The sequence below is a fragment of the Psychrobacter cryohalolentis K5 genome, from assembly GCF_000013905.1.
Lineage (GTDB): Bacteria > Pseudomonadota > Gammaproteobacteria > Pseudomonadales > Moraxellaceae > Psychrobacter > Psychrobacter cryohalolentis.
On sequence record NC_007969.1, the window covers coordinates 107,076 to 124,423 of the forward strand.

Below are 17,348 nucleotides of genomic sequence, written 5' to 3' on the forward strand. Positions count from 1 at the left end.
ATAACTGCCGAGCTTCTTTGTGAGATTTTTCTATCAGTTTATTGGGCATTTAGTCCTTTGGCATACTCACGGACATTCTGAGTGATTTTCATTGAACAAAACTTTGGACCACACATGGAGCAAAAGTGTGCCGTCTTGTGTGCATCTTTGGGTAAGGTTTCATCATGAAATTCACGCGCAGTATCCGGATCAAGCGCCAGATTGAACTGATCGTCCCAGCGGAACTCAAAACGCGCTTTGGATAACGCGTTGTCACGTGCCTGCGCACCGGGGTGTCCTTTGGCAAGGTCAGCAGCATGAGCGGCGATTTTATAAGTGATGATGCCATCTTTGACATCTTTCTTATTCGGCAACCCTAAATGCTCTTTTGGGGTCACATAACACAGCATCGCCGTGCCAAACCAGCCAATCATCGCCGCGCCTATCGCACTGGTAATATGGTCATAACCCGGTGCGATATCGGTGGTTAAGGGTCCTAGTGTATAAAAGGGCGCATCAGCACAAACTTCAAGCTGCAAATCCATATTTTCTTTAATACGGTTCATTGCCACGTGTCCCGGACCTTCAATCATGACCTGTACGTCATGCTTCCATGCCACTTGGGTCAGCTCGCCAAGGGTTCGCAGCTCACCAAACTGCGCTTCATCATTGGCATCTTGCAAGCAGCCTGGGCGTAAGCCATCGCCTAAGCTAAATGCCACATCATACTGTTTCATAATCTCGCAGATGTCTTCAAAATGGGTATATAAAAAGCTTTCTTTATTATGAAACATGCACCACTGTGCCATGATAGAGCCACCACGCGAGACGATACCGGTTAAGCGTCCGGCAGTTAGCGGAACGTATTCAAGCAATACGCCAGCGTGAATGGTGAAATAATCAACACCTTGCTCGGCTTGCTCAATCAAAGTATCGCGAAATATCTCCCACGTTAAATCTTCGGCTACGCCATCGACTTTTTCTAACGCTTGATAAATCGGCACCGTACCAATCGGTACGGGTGAGTTACGAATCAGCCATTCACGGGTTTCATGAATATGGTTACCAGTAGACAGATCCATGATGTTATCCGCACCCCAACGCGTCGCCCAAGTCATCTTCGACACTTCTTCATCAATAGAAGAACCTAGTGCTGAGTTACCAATATTGGCATTAATTTTCACCAAAAAATTACGCCCGATGATCATCGGCTCAGATTCAGGATGGTTGATATTGTTAGGGATAATAGCGCGACCCGCGGCAACTTCACTGCGGACAAATTCTGGGGTGATAATCGCTGGCGTGTGCGCACCAAAAGTCTCGCCTTCGTGCTGGCGCATATCAGTCAGCTCATGCTGTTTTTGGGTTTCGCGGATAGCTATATATTCCATTTCTGGGGTAATAATGCCACGGCGAGCATAGTGCAATTGAGTAACGTTACCTACTTTCCCATCAACAGCTTTAGCACGGCGAGGCTTGTCAATATGAGCAAAGCGTAAGTTTGCAGTACTGATATCACGTGCGCGCGCCAGACCGTATGAGCTTGATAAACCAGCTAGCTGTTCGGTATCACCGCGCTCATCTATCCAACCTTCGCGTAGTTTTGGCAGACCTTTGGTCAAGTCAATTGCGGCATTGGGGTCGGTATAGACGCCTGAGGTGTCATAGACATAAAACGGTGGATTTTGCTCCCACTCGGACTCGGACACGCCTTGGATAGGAGTAGGGTCAAGGGTAATCTCGCGCATCGGCACTTGAATATCAGGGCGTGAGCCTTCGATATAGACTTTGCGAGAGGCAGGCAAAATGCGATGTAGGTCGCGTGCGTCTTCTTCAAAACGGGCGTCAGTTTCGCTGCGATGGGCGGGAGTTTTTAGTGCGTCTGCTTTGCTTGCTTTTACAGGGGTATGTGTGGTGGCTTGCGAGCCAATATCTGAAATAGTCATATGCTGTCCTAGCGTGTTGGTTTTTGAATAAAATCAACACCGCCAGTATCTGCGGGGCAAGCCTATCCCATATCGATAAATTCAATCACGAAACAATAATGCTATCAAAATAAATTTTAATAGCATTATCTATAAAGGATTGGTCGGGCATCATTTTATTTATTGGCATACAGCAATATAAAGCGCTGCTAGATATGAACAATAATAAGAAGGCATTTCTGCGCGCCCTTTATACAGATATAACATAAGCTTAAGACTTCCCTGCGTCGGTACTAACCGCATCAGGTTCGGCGGGTGGTTTCTCAGCGACCATACGTCAACTGCATATTAAGCAGTCAATATATATCGCACCCCGAGTCTGTCAGTGTTGTGAATCTTCTTAATACTATCAAACTTCGACGACAAGTCCTAGTCATTTACCGATTTGTTAGTACCGTTTCAATATTAACTTTCTGGTGTCCATCCCTGAGCACGCTCATAATCTTCATTATCTAAAAATTTATCGCGCTGCTCAGTTAAAAATTGCTTCGCTTTTGGATCCAGCATACTAAGATGGTTTTCGTTAATCAGCATGGTTTGCTGCTCAAGCCACTCTTTCCAAGCCTTTTCAGACACGGTTTCTTGCAGTTCTTGACCTTTTTTATTCGGAAAAGGCGGATGCGGCATTTTTGGTAACTCTTGCTGATATTTGCGGCAAAAAACGGTATTGGCTTGTGGGTTAAAGGTTTCGGTCATGAATGACTCCTGTTTATAATGGTTTTTTTAATGAGGTTAATAACAAATGATATTACCTAATACTGTACCTGATTATGCTCAAAAAAACACCCGCAACGAAGGCGGGCATTTTTAATAATAAAGCGCTAATACTATTAAACAGATATTAAGCGAATAATTCCAATCGAGTACGACCACGGCTGACGGCTTGTTTGACTTGATTCGGCGCAGTACCGCCCAAATGATCACGCGCGGCAAGTGAGCCTTCTAAGGTTAAATACTCAAACACGTCTTCACCAATCGCATCGCTAAACTGCTGGAGTTGCGCAAGAGATAAGTCGCTTAAATCAACGCCCTCAGCAATGCCCAAAGCGACGGCATTACCGACCACTTCATGAGCATCACGGAACGCTACGCCACGGCGCACCAGATAATCCGCTAAATCAGTTGCAGTTGCATAACCTTTCATCGTGGCGGCGCGCATATTTTCTTTATTCGGCGTGATATTTGGTAGCATATCAGCAAATGCTAGTAATGAACCGGTCAAGGTATCAACACAATCAAATAGCGGTTCTTTGTCTTCTTGATTGTCTTTATTATAAGCAAGCGGCTGGCTTTTCATGAGGCTAAGTAGCGTCATTAATTGACCAAATACCCGTGCGGCTTTACCACGAACCAACTCTGGTACATCAGGGTTTTTCTTTTGCGGCATGATAGATGAGCCGGTACAAAAGCGGTCAGGAATCTGCACAAAGTTAAATTGCGCTGACATCCAAAGAATAATCTCTTCGCTCATGCGTGACATATGCATCATTAAAATAGATGCTGCCGAAGTAAATTCGATGGCAAAATCACGATCTGATACCGCATCTAGCGAGTTTTGGCAAATACCTTCGAAACCTAATAGCTCAGCGGTAATGGTACGGTCAATTGGAAAAGTCGTACCAGCAAGTGCCGCGCTACCAAGCGGCATTTGGTTAATGCGGCGACGGGCATCGACTAGGCGCTCGGTATCACGGTATAGCATCTCAAACCATGCCATGACATGATGACCAAAGCTGACCGGCTGCGCGGTTTGCAAATGGGTGAAGCCTGGCATGATGGTATCAGTATGTTGCTCAGCCAAATCTAGCAAGCCACTTTGCAAGCGCACCAATAGCGCAATGATATTATCAGTCTCTTCGCGTAACCAAAGACGAATATCAGTCGCCACTTGGTCATTACGGCTGCGACCGGTATGCAGCTTTTTGCCCACCGCGCCGACGATATCGGTCAGGCGCGATTCGACGTTCATATGCACGTCCTCTAACGCAATCGACCAATTAAACTCACCGGCTTCGATTTCGCGTAGCACTTGATGCAAACCATCAATGATCGTTGCAACGTCATCAGCTTCCAAGATACCGCATTCTCTGAGCATGGTCGCATGGGCAATTGAGCCTTGAATATCGTGGCGGGCAAAGCGCTGGTCAAAGCCAACCGATGCGGTAAAGGCTGCCACAAAGCTGTCGGTCGCTTCACTAAAGCGTCCTCCCCACATCTGTTGACCCTGACTACTAGTAGTAGGGCTGTTCTGTGCGGCAGCGTTTGTTATAGAAGCATCTGTGCTAAACTCAGAAGCAGATGAATTTTTATTTGAATCAGGATTACTAAGGTTTGAAGAATTGGCGTTCATATCAGTCTAAGACAAGTCAAGAGAATAAGAACTCAAGTATAGCAAATGATGAGGTTGCCTTACTAGCGGAGCGCTTAGAGTTTTTTATACCCAAGCTCATGGAAATCATGAAACCTTGGCAATGGCTGCTGGTAATCTTTTTTTGGTCGCTTTTTTTAGCGATTGTCGATCGTCATAGCGTTGTCAATGAAACACAATTTGCCATAAAAATGACAGCAAGATTTATCCAAACCACCTTAACACTACTGCCTTCCTTTTATCTCATTGACTATCTACGCCCTGTTTTTAAACGTATGCGTACATTGAAGGTGAGCTTATATGTTCTGTTTATCATCACTATCAGTGCCATTATCACGTTGATACTGGTTCTGTTATTGATGATCAATACAGGCGCCTTTACCTTTACTCTCACTGCTTTTATTTCAACCGTTATCTTTAACACTTTAATTATTGCAGGATTTACCATTACAGGATTGCTGATCTTTTTACGTCGTTATCGTGAGATGACGGCGTTGAAGCAATCGTTTGAAAAAAAGCTTGCCGCACAAAATGATGTATTAAAAGCGCGTCTGGCACCGCATTTCTTTTTTAATACCATTAATACCTTGATGTCACTGATTGAGACCAATCCTTCTCGCGCTGCCGATTTATTACAACACGTTTCAGTATTATTTCGTGCCAGCTTTAATGGTGCGCGCGAGATCAGTTTTGCAGAAGAGGTGGCACTTTGTGAGCATTATTTGGCCATTGAGACGATTCGATTGGCAGACAAGTTGGTAGTAAGTTGGCAGCTGCCTGATGAAAATATCATGTATGACATGGTCATCACCGCTTTAAGTTTACAGAGCGTGATTGAAAAAATGCTGCTGAATGTGGTTGAGAGGAGCACTGAGACTGTATATATCGATATTCATGTCACGTGGCTACAGCACCGTGTGGCAATCACCATTAACGTGCAATTACCTAAAAATAGTTTAATGATCCATCATGATTTGCGCCAGCATATGGATTTTCATATTCAAGCGCAGCGCTTACAAGCGTATTTTGGTCAGAGTGCAGATATCCAAAGTAGGGTGACAAGCAAACAGATTATGACCACTATCGATTATCCGCTACAGGACGTTAGCTTATAGCTTTTTTAACCGTGGCATATTTATTGCAGCATTTATTATATCGTACGAATAGTAGGGACAGATGATAAGTCTGATTAAGGTAAATCTATTATCAAAAACCATTATTTCCCTATACTAAATGATAGGTTATAAGTGCTAATATATTATTGATATTTTTAAATATATGTTCAAAGTATGCCCTTGAAAGGAGCTTGCATGCGGATCGTAGTTTGTGATGATGAACCATTAGCTCGTGAACGTTTGGTTAGGATTGTTAAAGAGTCAGGTCATGAGGTGGTTGCCCAAGCAAAGACGGGTATCGAAGCCATTAGTGCCGTAAAATCTCAGCAGCCAGACATCATATTGCTAGATATTCGTATGCCTGAGATGGATGGCGTACAGTGTGCGCAAGAGCTTGCTAAGCTGCAACATCCGCCCGCAATCATCTTTGTGACGGCCTATGATCATTATGCCATTGCCGCTCTAAAAGCCAATGCTATTGGTTACTTGCTAAAGCCTGCCAATAAAGATGAGTTGCTCGAAGCCCTAGAAAAAGCCACCAATCTCAATGCGGCGCAGCTCAATGAGATTCGTAAACTTGAAAGTCCAACGTCTCGTCCAGTGCGCGAACATATTGCAGCGCGTACCCATCGCGGTGTTGAGCTGATAAAACTCAAAGACATCTACTATTTTACGGCAGATCAGAAGTACGTCAAAGTACGGCACAAGGATGGCATCGTGCTCATTGATGACACCTTAAAAGAGCTTGAGCAAGAGTTTGAAGACAAGCTGTTCCGGGTACATCGTAACGCTATCATCAATATCAAATATTTAGATTTTTTAGAGACTTTAGATGCCGGCCAATATCAGCTACATTTTAAAGGAATTGATGAGACTTTAGCAGTGAGCCGCCGCCATTTACCAGGGCTGCGCGAAAAGATTCAAAACATTTAAGCATGCCTCACTTTGTCTCCTAAAATAATCACGCCATATCATCAAACCCTTATTTATGCTTAAATAGGGGTATTTTTTTTGCATTATTATCGTTATAAACCATTTTTACGCCCCATCTTGGGCGAAAAACTCACATTATCGTCGAGCAATGACCGTTTAGTATTAAAATTATTGAGGCCTTTTATGAGCACCATGCAGCAACCTGCTTTGACTACCTTAAATATCGCTACGCGCCAGAGCCCACTAGCATTATGGCAAGCTGAGCATATTCGTAATCGATTACTAGCTTTGTATCCTGAGATGACAATTAATCTGCTAAAAATCGTGACTAAAGGTGACAAAATTTTGGATACGCCACTGGCTAAAATTGGCGGCAAAGGTTTATTTGTTAAAGAGCTTGAGCAAGCACTGTATGACAAGCAAGCAGATATCGCGGTGCACTCACTCAAAGACGTGCCCATGGATTTACCAGAAGGGTTGACGCTAGGCGTTTATTGCAAACGTGCTTCACCAACCGACGCTTTTGTATCGAATACTTATCATAGTATCGCTGAGTTGCCACAAGGGGCGGTAGTCGGTACTGCAAGTTTGCGTCGTCAGTGTCAAATCAAAGCTTATCGTCCCGATTTGCAAATTAAAACCCTACGCGGCAATGTCGGCACGCGACTAAGCAAGTTAGATGCGGGCGAGTATGATGCGATTATTTTGGCGACTAGTGGTCTAAAGCGCATTGAGCTTGATGCACGTATTCGTAGTGAGTTAGATATCAATATTTGCTTGCCAGCGGTTGGGCAAGGCGCGTTAGCAATTGAATGTCGTGAAGATGATGCCGACGTATTAAAATTATTGGCACCACTTAATGACGACAAAGCTCGTATCCGCTTAATCGCTGAGCGCGCATTAAATCGTCATCTGCAGGGCGGTTGCCAAGTACCTATCGCCGCTTATGCTGTATTACAAAAGGCAGATGCATTGGCTGCTGATAATGATAGCAATGATAATGACAATGGTAACAACGATGCTGGCGATACCTTATGGCTGCGCGGTCGCGTTGGTCAAGAAGATGGTAGCGAGCTGCTTAAGGTGGACAAGCGCCAGACGTTAACAGGCAGTCAAGCTGAGCAAGAAGCCCAAGCAAACCAGTTGGGTATCGAAGTTGCTGAGATGTTATTGCAAGCTGGTGCTGGTGAGATTCTATCAGCGATCTATCATCCTGAATAATAGCTAGTCTGTATAACACTGGATCACCATTATCAACTCAGTCATAGAGTTATCATGGTTTAGATGACTCTATGATGGTGCTAACTCTATTTGCTTTTTTCACGGTATATTTATGTCTTGGTCATCATCTAAGTCCACGGATTCAAATCAACCAATTAATACGCCATTATTGCTGCCGCAACTTGTCATCAATACGCGCCCAGTCGAGCGTGCCGCCCCACTGACGCGACATTTACAAGCGGCAGGTATGTCGGTTGTTGATATGCCGATGTTGACACTGCAACCGCGTTTGACCACTGATAGTGATATGATACTGATGCGCCAGTGGCTAGCAGGCGAGTATCAAGCATTGGTCATCGTTAGCCCGACAGCGGCAGCCTCAGGTTTGGCTATTTGGCAGTTGCTTGAGCGTGAGCACCAAGCTAATGGCGCGACTGATAAAGCAGTAGAGGCTATAGAAGGTAGCTCTAATATTTCAGTAGCGCCAAGCCATCTGATTGCGGTTGGTGAAGCGACTGCTGCTGTGTTAAATGAGGCAAAGTTATCAAACGCCAGTTATCAAGTACTGCAGCCTGTTATTGCTAATAATGAAGGTATGCTGGCGATGCCTGAGATTGATAGCCTGCAGGCGGGGGATAAGCTACTCGTGTGGCGAGGTCTTGGTGGACGACGATTATTGGTTGATACTTTGCAAGCGCGCGGTGTGCATATCGATAGCATTGCTTGGTACGAGCGCAAAATGCCTATTGATGCCATGATGCAGTATCAGCAATGGCTACAAGATTTCAATAATCGAAATGCGACCGTTGGCATAACCGCGTCACAGCAAGGAAAACCCATTGTCATTGTAAGTAGTGGTACCGCATTTGAGCATTGGGAAAGTATCGTTCAGGCTGCCAAAACATTCGATGTAGCAGCAGAACACCAAGTAATGTCAGTCAATGCGCCACTTAAACTATCAGACTTTTCTTATGTGGTATTGGGTGAGCGCTTAGCCAATATGGTTGCTGAGCAAAATTTAAGTTATTGGCGCGTAGAGGATTTGGCACCAGAAACCATTCTCACTGCTATTAAGACAACCAGTTTATAATATTTAACATATAGTAAATTTGAGATAAAAAAGAGACGTTTAGCGTAACGTGCTACTACTCTAAAATTATTTAAACTACTTGCTCAACTGTTTACGCTTAACCTTATCAATCATGAACGGTGTGGCCTTATGCCAATGAATTCTGAATCGTTATCGAAAGATCCTTCTGCTCTTCAGCAGCGCCGGCAAGCAAATATGTTCTTGTTGCGCTTACAATGGGTGGTTATTTTATTGTTGATAGGCGTCTTACTGTGGCTATATATCAGTCAGCAGCGTTTTCAGCATACGGTCAATGAGCGCTTGCAAAGTAATGAGCAAGTTGTCAGCCGTTTAAATGAGATGGACGATCGCTTATTTGCGATGAGTCAACAAACGCTGCCAGCGACTAGTGCAGCAGTCAATAGCCAAGCTCAAAACCAGCTGGATTTATTACGTATCCAGATACAAGCTGCTGATAGGTTGCTGGCAGACAGTAATGGCAGTGCGGCGATTGATTTATTGCAAGGTCTACATTGGCAGCTTTCACAAAAAAGTAATGAGATTGCGCCCGCGCTAACGGTTGTTATTAAACAAAGCTTGGTTAAAGATATTGAGCGCTTGCAGGCGAGAAGTGCTCAACCAAGCTCTTGGCAGCTGCAAAACCTTGCGATTCAAAATATCCAAGATTTTTTATATCGCCATGAGCGTGCTGCTAATACTGAGCTCAACACTGCACTACAGAAAAACACAGCGACGAGCCAATTTACTGACAATAGCCGTTTAACGCGTCGGCAGCTGACGATTCATGAAGCCATCATGACCTTAAATCTAGCCAGTCAGGCCAGCAATATGCATGATCGTGATCAGTTAGTCATGTATTTAAATCAAGCACGTAAGCAGCTGCAAACGCTGATGCCTAAACAAGCAGAATCACAGGCTTCTATCGATAACAAGCAACAGTCAGACAAAAATGACTTGCCGACCAAATCCTCTCCTAAAAATATGACAGAAGTGATAGAAGGTTTGGATAGACTGATTGCGAATGCACCAAAAACATCGCCATTATTAACCTCACAGATTTTAAATAAGCCGCAACGTTAATGCACTACTGATTTATACGATTGTTTTAAAGTGTTATTGTTTTAAAGTATTATAAAAATAAGAGACAGGCAGTTATGGAACTTTTCAATCAAACATCTATCATTGATAATTTGGACAATCATTGTCCTGAAGAGCTAGCGCATTATCCTATTATCCATCAGCAGCCGATTCATTGGGGTGAAATGGATGCCTTTAATCATCTAAATAATGTGGTGTACTATCGCTACGCTGAGTCAGCCCGTATTGGCTATTTGCAGGCGCTGGGCATGTTTGATGGCAATATGGTTACGGTATTGGCACAATCAAGCTGCCAGTATTTGCACCCAGTGATTTTTCCTGATATCTTGTTATTAGGCGTTCGTTGCCAGCGTTTGGGTACCACCAGCATAGTAATCGAGTACAGCTATTATAGTAAGGCACAAGCTGCCATCGTTGCGACCGCTGAGGCAGTGATAGTGCGCTTAGAGAGCAATGGTCAAGATAAAAAGCCATGGACGAATGAGGAGCGTGAACGACTACTAGCTCTAGAAGCAACATTCGGTCATATCCCACAACTCTAAGTATGATGCTTTGTGATTAAGCTTTGAGAAAATAAGAAAAAAGGCGCATCAATCTAAGCTGATGCGCCTTTTTTATTGATAATAAGTTTCTATTAATTAAGCCTATTAATCTTGCTTTGGTGCATGGACAAAATCAACCACGTTCAAATCAAAACCTGATAAGGCATAAAACTTCATCGGTGAGGACAAGAGGCGCATATCACGTACCCCTAAATGACGCAAAATCTGTGCGCCAACACCAATACTGCGATATGGTTGCTGTGTGATGGTAGATAGAGCTTCATTCAATGCCGCCTTATCCAAAGCATCGCCCAAGTCAGTCGGCTCATGATTGCCAATCCAAACCAAGACACCACGCTCTGATGCACTGATCTCTTCTAATGCTGAGCGTACGCTCCAGCCGCTACGACCAGTGGTATCATTTTTGGCAGCAAACAAGTCACGTAATGGATGGAAACCATGGACGCGAACGGTGCTAATACCTTGGCTCACATCGCCTTTAACCAAAGCTAAATGGGTTTCAGTCGCACCGAACTCACGGAAACGATGTAAGGTAAAAGTGCCATACTCGGTCTCAAACGGATGCGAGGCAATCTCTTCGACGGTTTGCTCATTAGCAATACGGTAGTTAATCAAATCAGCAATCGTACCAATTTTTAAATCATGTTCCTTTGCAAATACTTCAAGATCATCACGGCGTGCCATGGTGCCATCCGCATTGATAATCTCTACAATCACCGCTGCTGGCTCAAGTCCGGCAAGACGTGCCAAATCACAACCTGCTTCGGTATGTCCGGCACGATGTAAGACGCCACCATTCTGTGCCATGATTGGGAAAATATGCCCAGGCTGAACGATGTCTTCTGGTTTTGCAGAAGAGGAGACCGCTGCTTGAATGGTACGCGCGCGGTCAGCGGCTGAAATACCCGTAGTCACGCCTTCAGCCGCTTCAATAGAAACGGTAAAATTGGTACTAAATTTTGCTTCATTACGGTCAGACATGAGTGGCAGTGCCAACTGCTGGCAACGTGCTTGTGACAAGGTCAAACAGACCAAGCCACGTGCATGAGTAATCATAAAGTTGATATCTTCAGGGCGCACGTGGGTCGCTGCCATGATAATATCGCCTTCGTTTTCGCGGTCTTCATCATCCATCAAGATGACCATTTTACCTGCACGAATGTCTTCGATAATCTCAGGAATCGTATTTAAACTCATAGTAGATCTCAATATTTTATTGTATAAATAGGTGTCAATATGGGATATAAAGTGTTATCTGCCTATTGTAGCAGTAGATGCGACAAAGCGCTGTTGCGGCTAAGCAAAACGCGCTGGATCAAACTGATTAACTGTAGACGTTATCTAATCATTGCTTATACATCATTATGAGGACATTTTAACGCTTTTCATCCCACTATGCTGCCTCATCTCGAAACTATATAGGCCAGTCTGTCTAAAAACGTGATTAGTATCATCAAGGGTAATGACAATTGATAGATCGCCGCACATAGTCAGCCGTATTGTAAATGGTTAGTCATTACTCGCCGCTTGGTCTTTCAGCCAATCGATAAACTGCTTGCTATGCTGCTCACGCTGATTGTCCGCAAATTCATAAAAGCGCGTACCGATTAAATTGTCTGGTAAGTAGCTTTGCGCATAATAATGATTAGGATAATCGTGAGGATAGACATAGTCCTGACCATAACCTTGATTACGCATCAGTTTGGTCACGCCATTACGTAGGTGTAGCGGCACAGGTGAGGCGTCTTTTTCTGCCAAGCTCATCGCAGCATTGATAGCGTTGTAAGTACTATTACTCTTGGCACTGGTTGCCAGATAGACCACCACTTGCCCCAAGATAATACGTGATTCTGGCATGCCGATGGATTGCACGCTGCGCAATGCCGCATCAGCTAGGAGTAGGGCATTAGGGTTGGCATTACCGATATCTTCACTGGCTAAAATGACCAAACGCCGCGCGATGAAGTCGGCAGGCTCACCGCCCACTAGCATACGCGCCATCCAATATAGTGCCGCGTCAGGATCTGAGCCGCGCACTGACTTTATCATGGCTGATACCATATCATAATGCTGCTCACCATCTTTATCATAGCGTACGAGTGCAGTCTGAGCGATACGAGCGACTAAGGTATCGTCGAGAATGATCGGTGATTGCTTGGTATCAGCCGTTTGAATCGCCAGCTCTAATAAATTAAGGGCTTTTCGTGCATCACCATGTGCCAACTGGCTAATCGTATCTTGCGCCTGCAAATCGACCGATAGGTTTTTCAGTATATTATCTTCTAAAAGCGCCCGCTGTAATACCGCACTGATTTGCTCAGGCGTCAATGGCTTTAGGCGATACACTTGGCAACGTGATAACAGCGCATTATTGACACTGAAAGAAGGATTTTCGGTGGTCGCGCCAATCAAGGTGATATCGCCAGACTCTACTGCACCAAGTAGCGCATCTTGCTGAGCTTTATTAAACCGATGAATCTCATCAATAAAGACCACCGGCGACTCAAAACTCAATGAATCCTTACTGTCTAATACTTCACGCAACTGCTTAACCCCAGTATTTAAAGCAGATAGTGCATGGAAAGGTCGTTCAACGGCATCCGCCAAAAGCATAGCGATGGTTGTTTTGCCAATACCTGCTTCCCCATGCAAAATAATAGACGGTAGGTGTCCTTGCTCTACCAAGCGCCTTAGCGGAGCACCTACTGCTAACAAGTGCTCTTGACCAATAATGGCATCAAGCGTGGTCGGGCGCATACGCTGGGCGAGGGGTGTATCAGCATGAAAATTAGGTGGCATAAAATTCTCTATATCTTCTGTTATTCAAGGCTTTTTATTGTAAGATTAAACAGTTATCCATAGTATTCAAAGTCAAATTACTATTTTTGATATTTGTCTTTATAATGCTGTCCTTATTGCGATTAAGCAATAAGTCATAAATAAGGTAATCATCCATGATGTCTTTAACATTATTATAAAAGCTAGGCTAACGCAGATTCACGTTAATAAAAGTCAGCTAAATGTACAGCTTATGTCTTTAACGCTTTATTTATATCTATATTATCCCTATTAAGGTGTTAACTAAATTTACGAAAATGATAGATCACAGATAAAGGATTATAGTAGTCATGTTGCAGTCGATTTTTAAGCGTCTATTAAATCGTAGTTCAGCATCTGCTAACTTAGTAACTGCTAAACAACAAGCGCGGTCTCTCACTGAAGGTGAAATTAATCTTGCACGTTCGGTTTTTGGTGACAGCCTCAGACTTGATGACGTTCAGCTGAAAACAGCATGGTGGGTACTCAAACATTACGCTGTGAGTCCTAATGGTCATATTTATTTTCATGCATCAGATTGGATAGATGATTTTAGCCAAGCGCCATTGGGCAAACAAGGTTGGCTGATACATGAGTTGACACATGTGTGGCAGCTGCAACAAGGCTTGAAGGTGGTACGCGGTGCTATTATCGATCGTCGCTATAATTATGTACTAGAGATGGGTAAGCCTTTTCTTAAATATGGTATCGAGCAGCAGGCACGCATGGTACAAGACTATTTTGTCCGTCGTCAGCGCGGACAATACTGTCAAGATCTTGCAGGCTGCATTCCATTTTTAGTGGTTTAATTGCGACTAATCTTGAGCCTAGTAGACCATGCCGCGACTGATTCTTAACCTCTATATAGCTATGTGATATTTTTGTTTTTAACACAGGAAATAAATTCAGATGTTTAAATTTTGGGTAGTAGAACATGATAATGGTGTTTATGGTAACCTTACCAATAAAGGTATTGAGTGTCCACAGCACTCAAATGCCTTACTGGCGGCGGCATTGACTGGTGTCTTATTGTTAAGCGGATGTCAGCAGCAAGCAGCAGAAGAAAATGTAGCGGATAAGCCCCAAACCAGTGAGCAAACAAGTGAAGAAGACAGCCAACCGATGGCGCAAAGTGATTCTGCTGCAGCACGTATTGAGCAGTTCCAACCTTTATATGTTACCCAGTTTCAGGCATTGCAGGGGCGTCTGCAAGCAGAGTACGAGTCGCTACAAGCTGCTGATATTGCAGACAGTGAAAATGCTTTATTAGTCGATGAGCCTACTGTTGCAACTGGCAATAATCAGCCAGCTAACAACAGCGATCAAGGAGCTATAGCTGCTACGCCACAACTAACACAAGATCCGGTAGCAGCTGCAAAGGATGCAGCAAATGGCAACTCTGTGACAGATACTGAAATAAACGATGAAATTAACACCAGTACCGAAGTTGGTGAGCGCGATTTAACGGTGTTAAAGCGTATTAGCTTAGAGCCACGTAAGCCTATGATATTAACTGAAAAGCAGATTATAGAACGCTATGAGCAAGCAATGGAAGCGCTTTATCAGCCAGTGACCACGCCACTGAATGCGCAGGATACGGATACTTTGATCAATATCGCAACCTTAGTACCACAGCTTTTTGAAGATGCAGAAATTGCTGGCAGAGTCAGTGCTAAAAGCCCTGCATTGGCACGTTTAATTATTCAGCATCAAGTTTGGGAGCAGATAGAAGCTCAGCAAGTACTAGATATGCAAAAAATGAAACAAACCCAACAACAAGAATTTGAGATGCTGATGGCGAAATTCAATGAAACGATTGAAGGTTATGATGAACAAATCGCTAAATATGAGCAAACGTTAAAAGAGTTTAAGTAATCCGTTAAATTTAGCCATAAAAAAATCTCGCACATGGCGAGATTTTTTATGACTGTTTACTTTTACACATGCTTAATTACTATTTACGATCTTCAACTTTAACAAAATCGCGCTGCGTTTCACCAGTGTATAACTGACGTGGGCGACCGATTTTGAAAGGTGCGCTGTGCATCTCTAACCAATGGCTGATCCAACCAGAAGTACGAGCTAGTGAAAAGATAACGGTAAACATTGACGTTGGGATACCGATGGCTTTAAGGATAATACCAGAGTAAAAATCAACGTTTGGATACAAGTTACGCTCAACGAAGAACGGGTCTTCTAAAGCGATTTTCTCAAGTGCCATAGCAAGCTCAAGCTTAGGATCATTGATACCTAATGCGCCTAGTACTTCGTCACAAGTCTCTTTCATCACTTGTGCGCGTGGGTCAAAGTTTTTGTAAACACGGTGACCAAAGCCCATCAGTTTCACTTCACGGCTTTTCACTTTTTCCATAAATTCTGGAACGTTTTCTACTGAACCGATTTCATCTAGCATCTCAAGTACGGCTTCATTGGCGCCGCCATGTGATGGTCCCCAAAGGGCGGCGATACCAGCAGCGATACAAGCGTAAGGATTGGCGCCAGTAGAACCTGCTAGACGTACGGTAGACGTTGATGCGTTTTGCTCATGGTCAGCATGCAAGGTAAAGATTTTGTCCATAGCACGCGTGATAACGTCGTTGGTTTTATAATCAACATCAGCAGGGGTTGCAAACATCATGTATAAGAAGTTTTCCGCATAATTGAAATCATTACGTGGATACATGAACGGTTCGCCTTGTGAGTATTTATAACTCATTGCCGCAAGTGTAGGCATTTTAGCGATGAGACGAATCGCGGTAATTTCACGATGTTCTTCATTGCTGATGTCTAAATCTTCATGATAAAACGCAGATAAGGCACCAACGACACCAACCATAATTGCCATTGGATGGGCGTCACGACGGAAGCCTTCAAAGAACTTACGCAATTGATCATGAACACCAGTATGCTTACGAATTTTTTCAAAGAAATCGGCTTTTTGCTCAGCGTTAGGCAGATCACCATGAATCAGTGCATAAGCCACTTCTAGATATTCTGCATTGTTTGCTAACTGGTCAATAGGATAGCCGCGATGCAATAGCTCGCCTTTACCGCCATCAATGAAGGTAATTTTCGATTCGACAGGAGCAGTTGCCATAAAGCCTGGATCATAGGTCCAGTAGCCAGCTTGTTGGAAAGCAGCAACTTCGATAACTGACGGCCCTAAAGTACCCTCAGTAATAGGAAGTTGGTAGTCCTTACCATCTACGGTCAATGTGGCTTGATTATCAGCCATAATTTAATCTCCATTGTTTTAACTTGTTAGAACAAAAATAATAGTGACGCACACCCTCGCGTCATAAATAGTCAAATGGCCAAAATGAATGTGACCTATTTAATATGCAGGCTATATTAGCAGTTATTACTTAAGTTTTGAAAAGACTTTTACTTGCTAGACCACCAATAGACGTGCGCTAGTAGTGCTTATCGGTTGTAAACTTTGTATCAAAATATGTCTAGTAGGTAATTTGACTGTAAACCATCTTATTTATCATAGCGTAATGATTATTATTAACCTAAATGTAAAGAGGCCATTTTAACCAACTACTCTTCTGAGATATCTTCTAATAATTACTATAAAACAGACAGAGCATCATTAGCTGATATATTCGTTTGGCTTCATAGGTCACTAAGCCTGAGTAATACTAATGAATTCATATTGCAAATAGCCAGTTTTTTGTTAATAAATCTCTAATAACCACTATTTAGGGGATAAATTTGTAATTAGTGCTCAGTCATTTTATAATTAGAGGGATTTAACTGGCACTAGCTTTGCGCAAATTGATGACTTGTCCTAATAAAGTAGGTGAGGGGCTTTGCTCCACTCATACTTTGTTACGATTGAATAATCACTTTGTAGACCAAGACCGAGCTTATCGCTTGAATATTCTTGTTAACTGTTCTATTTTTAAATAGCCTACAGTGAAGTTTACCTTAACAAAAAAGGATAACGTAGAGATGACTCTATGGCGTTGTCTTTTTTTTGTTAATGGGAACCAGTAAAAATAGAATAGTTAATCGATTTATCCCGTGCTTCGTTTTGTGGTCTGTTAATATGTAGAAAGCTTATTATTGAAAGGGTTTATTGAGCGATAGTTGAATGCCCATAATGACCCTGTCAATCTCCGTATGCTTTCAGATTTAGCGCAAATTAAATGACGTCAGCTAGCTCTTCCTTCC

General features: G+C 43.3%; 14 protein-coding genes and 1 riboswitch. Of the genes, 8 read left to right on the plus strand and 6 right to left on the minus strand.

The features are described from left to right. Positions 1–38: 38 nt before the first annotated feature. From thiC to argH, 3 genes are all read right to left on the minus strand, one after another. Entirely contained in the window at positions 39–1,925 is a 1,887-nt protein-coding gene (gene thiC / locus PCRYO_RS00480; RefSeq protein WP_011512468.1) for a phosphomethylpyrimidine synthase ThiC, read from the minus strand. A gap of 241 nt (positions 1,926–2,166) precedes the next feature. Next, a riboswitch (TPP riboswitch) is annotated at positions 2,167–2,290 on the minus strand. Between the two features lie 79 nt (positions 2,291–2,369). After that, positions 2,370–2,660: an oxidative damage protection protein gene (locus PCRYO_RS00485; protein WP_011512469.1), complete on the minus strand. Its 291-nt coding sequence runs from the start codon at positions 2,658–2,660 to the stop codon at positions 2,370–2,372. Positions 2,661–2,805: 145 nt separating this feature from the next. Continuing rightward, positions 2,806–4,179, minus strand: a complete 1,374-nt coding sequence (gene argH, locus PCRYO_RS00490; RefSeq protein WP_011512470.1) for an argininosuccinate lyase — start codon at positions 4,177–4,179, stop codon at positions 2,806–2,808. A gap of 116 nt (positions 4,180–4,295) precedes the next feature. Between argH and PCRYO_RS00495 the strand changes: the two genes are divergently transcribed. The 6 genes from PCRYO_RS00495 (at position 4,296) to PCRYO_RS00520 (ending at position 10,331) form a co-directional block, all read left to right on the plus strand. Beyond that, on the plus strand, positions 4,296–5,447 hold the full coding sequence (locus PCRYO_RS00495) for a sensor histidine kinase (RefSeq protein WP_011512471.1): 1,152 nt from the start codon (positions 4,296–4,298) through the stop codon (positions 5,445–5,447). A 195-nt stretch (positions 5,448–5,642) separates the two neighbouring features. Further along, the gene (locus PCRYO_RS00500) at positions 5,643–6,380 is read left to right on the plus strand and encodes a LytR/AlgR family response regulator transcription factor (protein ID WP_011512472.1); all 738 of its coding nucleotides are present in this window, start codon (positions 5,643–5,645) and stop codon (positions 6,378–6,380) included. A gap of 183 nt (positions 6,381–6,563) precedes the next feature. Continuing rightward, positions 6,564–7,601: a hydroxymethylbilane synthase gene (gene hemC / locus PCRYO_RS00505; RefSeq protein WP_011512473.1), complete on the plus strand. Its 1,038-nt coding sequence runs from the start codon at positions 6,564–6,566 to the stop codon at positions 7,599–7,601. 112 nt (positions 7,602–7,713) lie between these two features. Then, positions 7,714–8,691, plus strand: coding sequence for a uroporphyrinogen-III synthase (locus PCRYO_RS00510; protein ID WP_011512474.1), 978 nt, complete (start codon positions 7,714–7,716; stop codon positions 8,689–8,691). A 129-nt stretch (positions 8,692–8,820) separates the two neighbouring features. Beyond that, positions 8,821–9,771 (plus strand): hypothetical protein, encoded by a 951-nt coding sequence (locus tag PCRYO_RS00515; protein ID WP_011512475.1) that lies wholly within the window; start codon positions 8,821–8,823, stop codon positions 9,769–9,771. Positions 9,772–9,845: 74 nt separating this feature from the next. Beyond that, positions 9,846–10,331, plus strand: a complete 486-nt coding sequence (locus PCRYO_RS00520) for an acyl-CoA thioesterase (RefSeq protein ID WP_011512476.1) — start codon at positions 9,846–9,848, stop codon at positions 10,329–10,331. 105 nt (positions 10,332–10,436) lie between these two features. Here PCRYO_RS00520 and ribBA read toward each other — a convergent pair whose 3' ends face one another. Continuing rightward, positions 10,437–11,549, minus strand: coding sequence for a bifunctional 3,4-dihydroxy-2-butanone-4-phosphate synthase/GTP cyclohydrolase II (gene ribBA / locus PCRYO_RS00525; RefSeq protein ID WP_011512477.1), 1,113 nt, complete (start codon positions 11,547–11,549; stop codon positions 10,437–10,439). Positions 11,550–11,861: 312 nt separating this feature from the next. Continuing rightward, positions 11,862–13,151 (minus strand): replication-associated recombination protein A, encoded by a 1,290-nt coding sequence (locus tag PCRYO_RS00530; protein WP_011512478.1) that lies wholly within the window; start codon positions 13,149–13,151, stop codon positions 11,862–11,864. 329 nt (positions 13,152–13,480) lie between these two features. Here PCRYO_RS00530 and PCRYO_RS00535 point away from each other — a divergent pair, with 329 nt between their 5' ends. Further along, positions 13,481–13,978, plus strand: coding sequence for a hypothetical protein (locus PCRYO_RS00535; RefSeq protein ID WP_011512479.1), 498 nt, complete (start codon positions 13,481–13,483; stop codon positions 13,976–13,978). 100 nt (positions 13,979–14,078) lie between these two features. After that, on the plus strand, positions 14,079–15,044 hold the full coding sequence (locus PCRYO_RS00540) for a hypothetical protein (protein ID WP_011512480.1): 966 nt from the start codon (positions 14,079–14,081) through the stop codon (positions 15,042–15,044). A 79-nt stretch (positions 15,045–15,123) separates the two neighbouring features. On the opposite strand, the gene gltA is transcribed toward PCRYO_RS00540, so the two are convergent. Further along, complete coding sequence (gltA, locus tag PCRYO_RS00545) at positions 15,124–16,404, minus strand: citrate synthase (RefSeq protein WP_011512481.1); 1,281 nt, start codon at positions 16,402–16,404, stop codon at positions 15,124–15,126. Positions 16,405–17,348 lie beyond the last annotated feature (944 nt).

What these genes read in the sequence shown, in the direction of transcription:
- thiC (WP_011512468.1), bottom strand. Translation starts at nt 1,925, where the DNA reads ATGACTATTTCAGATATTGGCTCGCAAGCCACCACACATACCCCTGTA.
- PCRYO_RS00485 (WP_011512469.1), bottom strand. Translation starts at nt 2,660, where the DNA reads ATGACCGAAACCTTTAACCCACAAGCCAATACCGTTTTTTGCCGCAAA.
- argH (WP_011512470.1), bottom strand. Translation starts at nt 4,179, where the DNA reads ATGTGGGGAGGACGCTTTAGTGAAGCGACCGACAGCTTTGTGGCAGCC.
- PCRYO_RS00500 (WP_011512472.1), top strand. Translation starts at nt 5,643, where the DNA reads ATGCGGATCGTAGTTTGTGATGATGAACCATTAGCTCGTGAACGTTTG.
- hemC (WP_011512473.1), top strand. Translation starts at nt 6,564, where the DNA reads ATGAGCACCATGCAGCAACCTGCTTTGACTACCTTAAATATCGCTACG.
- PCRYO_RS00510 (WP_011512474.1), top strand. Translation starts at nt 7,714, where the DNA reads ATGTCTTGGTCATCATCTAAGTCCACGGATTCAAATCAACCAATTAAT.
- PCRYO_RS00515 (WP_011512475.1), top strand. Translation starts at nt 8,821, where the DNA reads ATGCCAATGAATTCTGAATCGTTATCGAAAGATCCTTCTGCTCTTCAG.
- PCRYO_RS00520 (WP_011512476.1), top strand. Translation starts at nt 9,846, where the DNA reads ATGGAACTTTTCAATCAAACATCTATCATTGATAATTTGGACAATCAT.
- ribBA (WP_011512477.1), bottom strand. Translation starts at nt 11,549, where the DNA reads ATGAGTTTAAATACGATTCCTGAGATTATCGAAGACATTCGTGCAGGT.
- PCRYO_RS00530 (WP_011512478.1), bottom strand. Translation starts at nt 13,151, where the DNA reads ATGCCACCTAATTTTCATGCTGATACACCCCTCGCCCAGCGTATGCGC.
- PCRYO_RS00535 (WP_011512479.1), top strand. Translation starts at nt 13,481, where the DNA reads ATGTTGCAGTCGATTTTTAAGCGTCTATTAAATCGTAGTTCAGCATCT.
- PCRYO_RS00540 (WP_011512480.1), top strand. Translation starts at nt 14,079, where the DNA reads ATGTTTAAATTTTGGGTAGTAGAACATGATAATGGTGTTTATGGTAAC.
- gltA (WP_011512481.1), bottom strand. Translation starts at nt 16,404, where the DNA reads ATGGCTGATAATCAAGCCACATTGACCGTAGATGGTAAGGACTACCAA.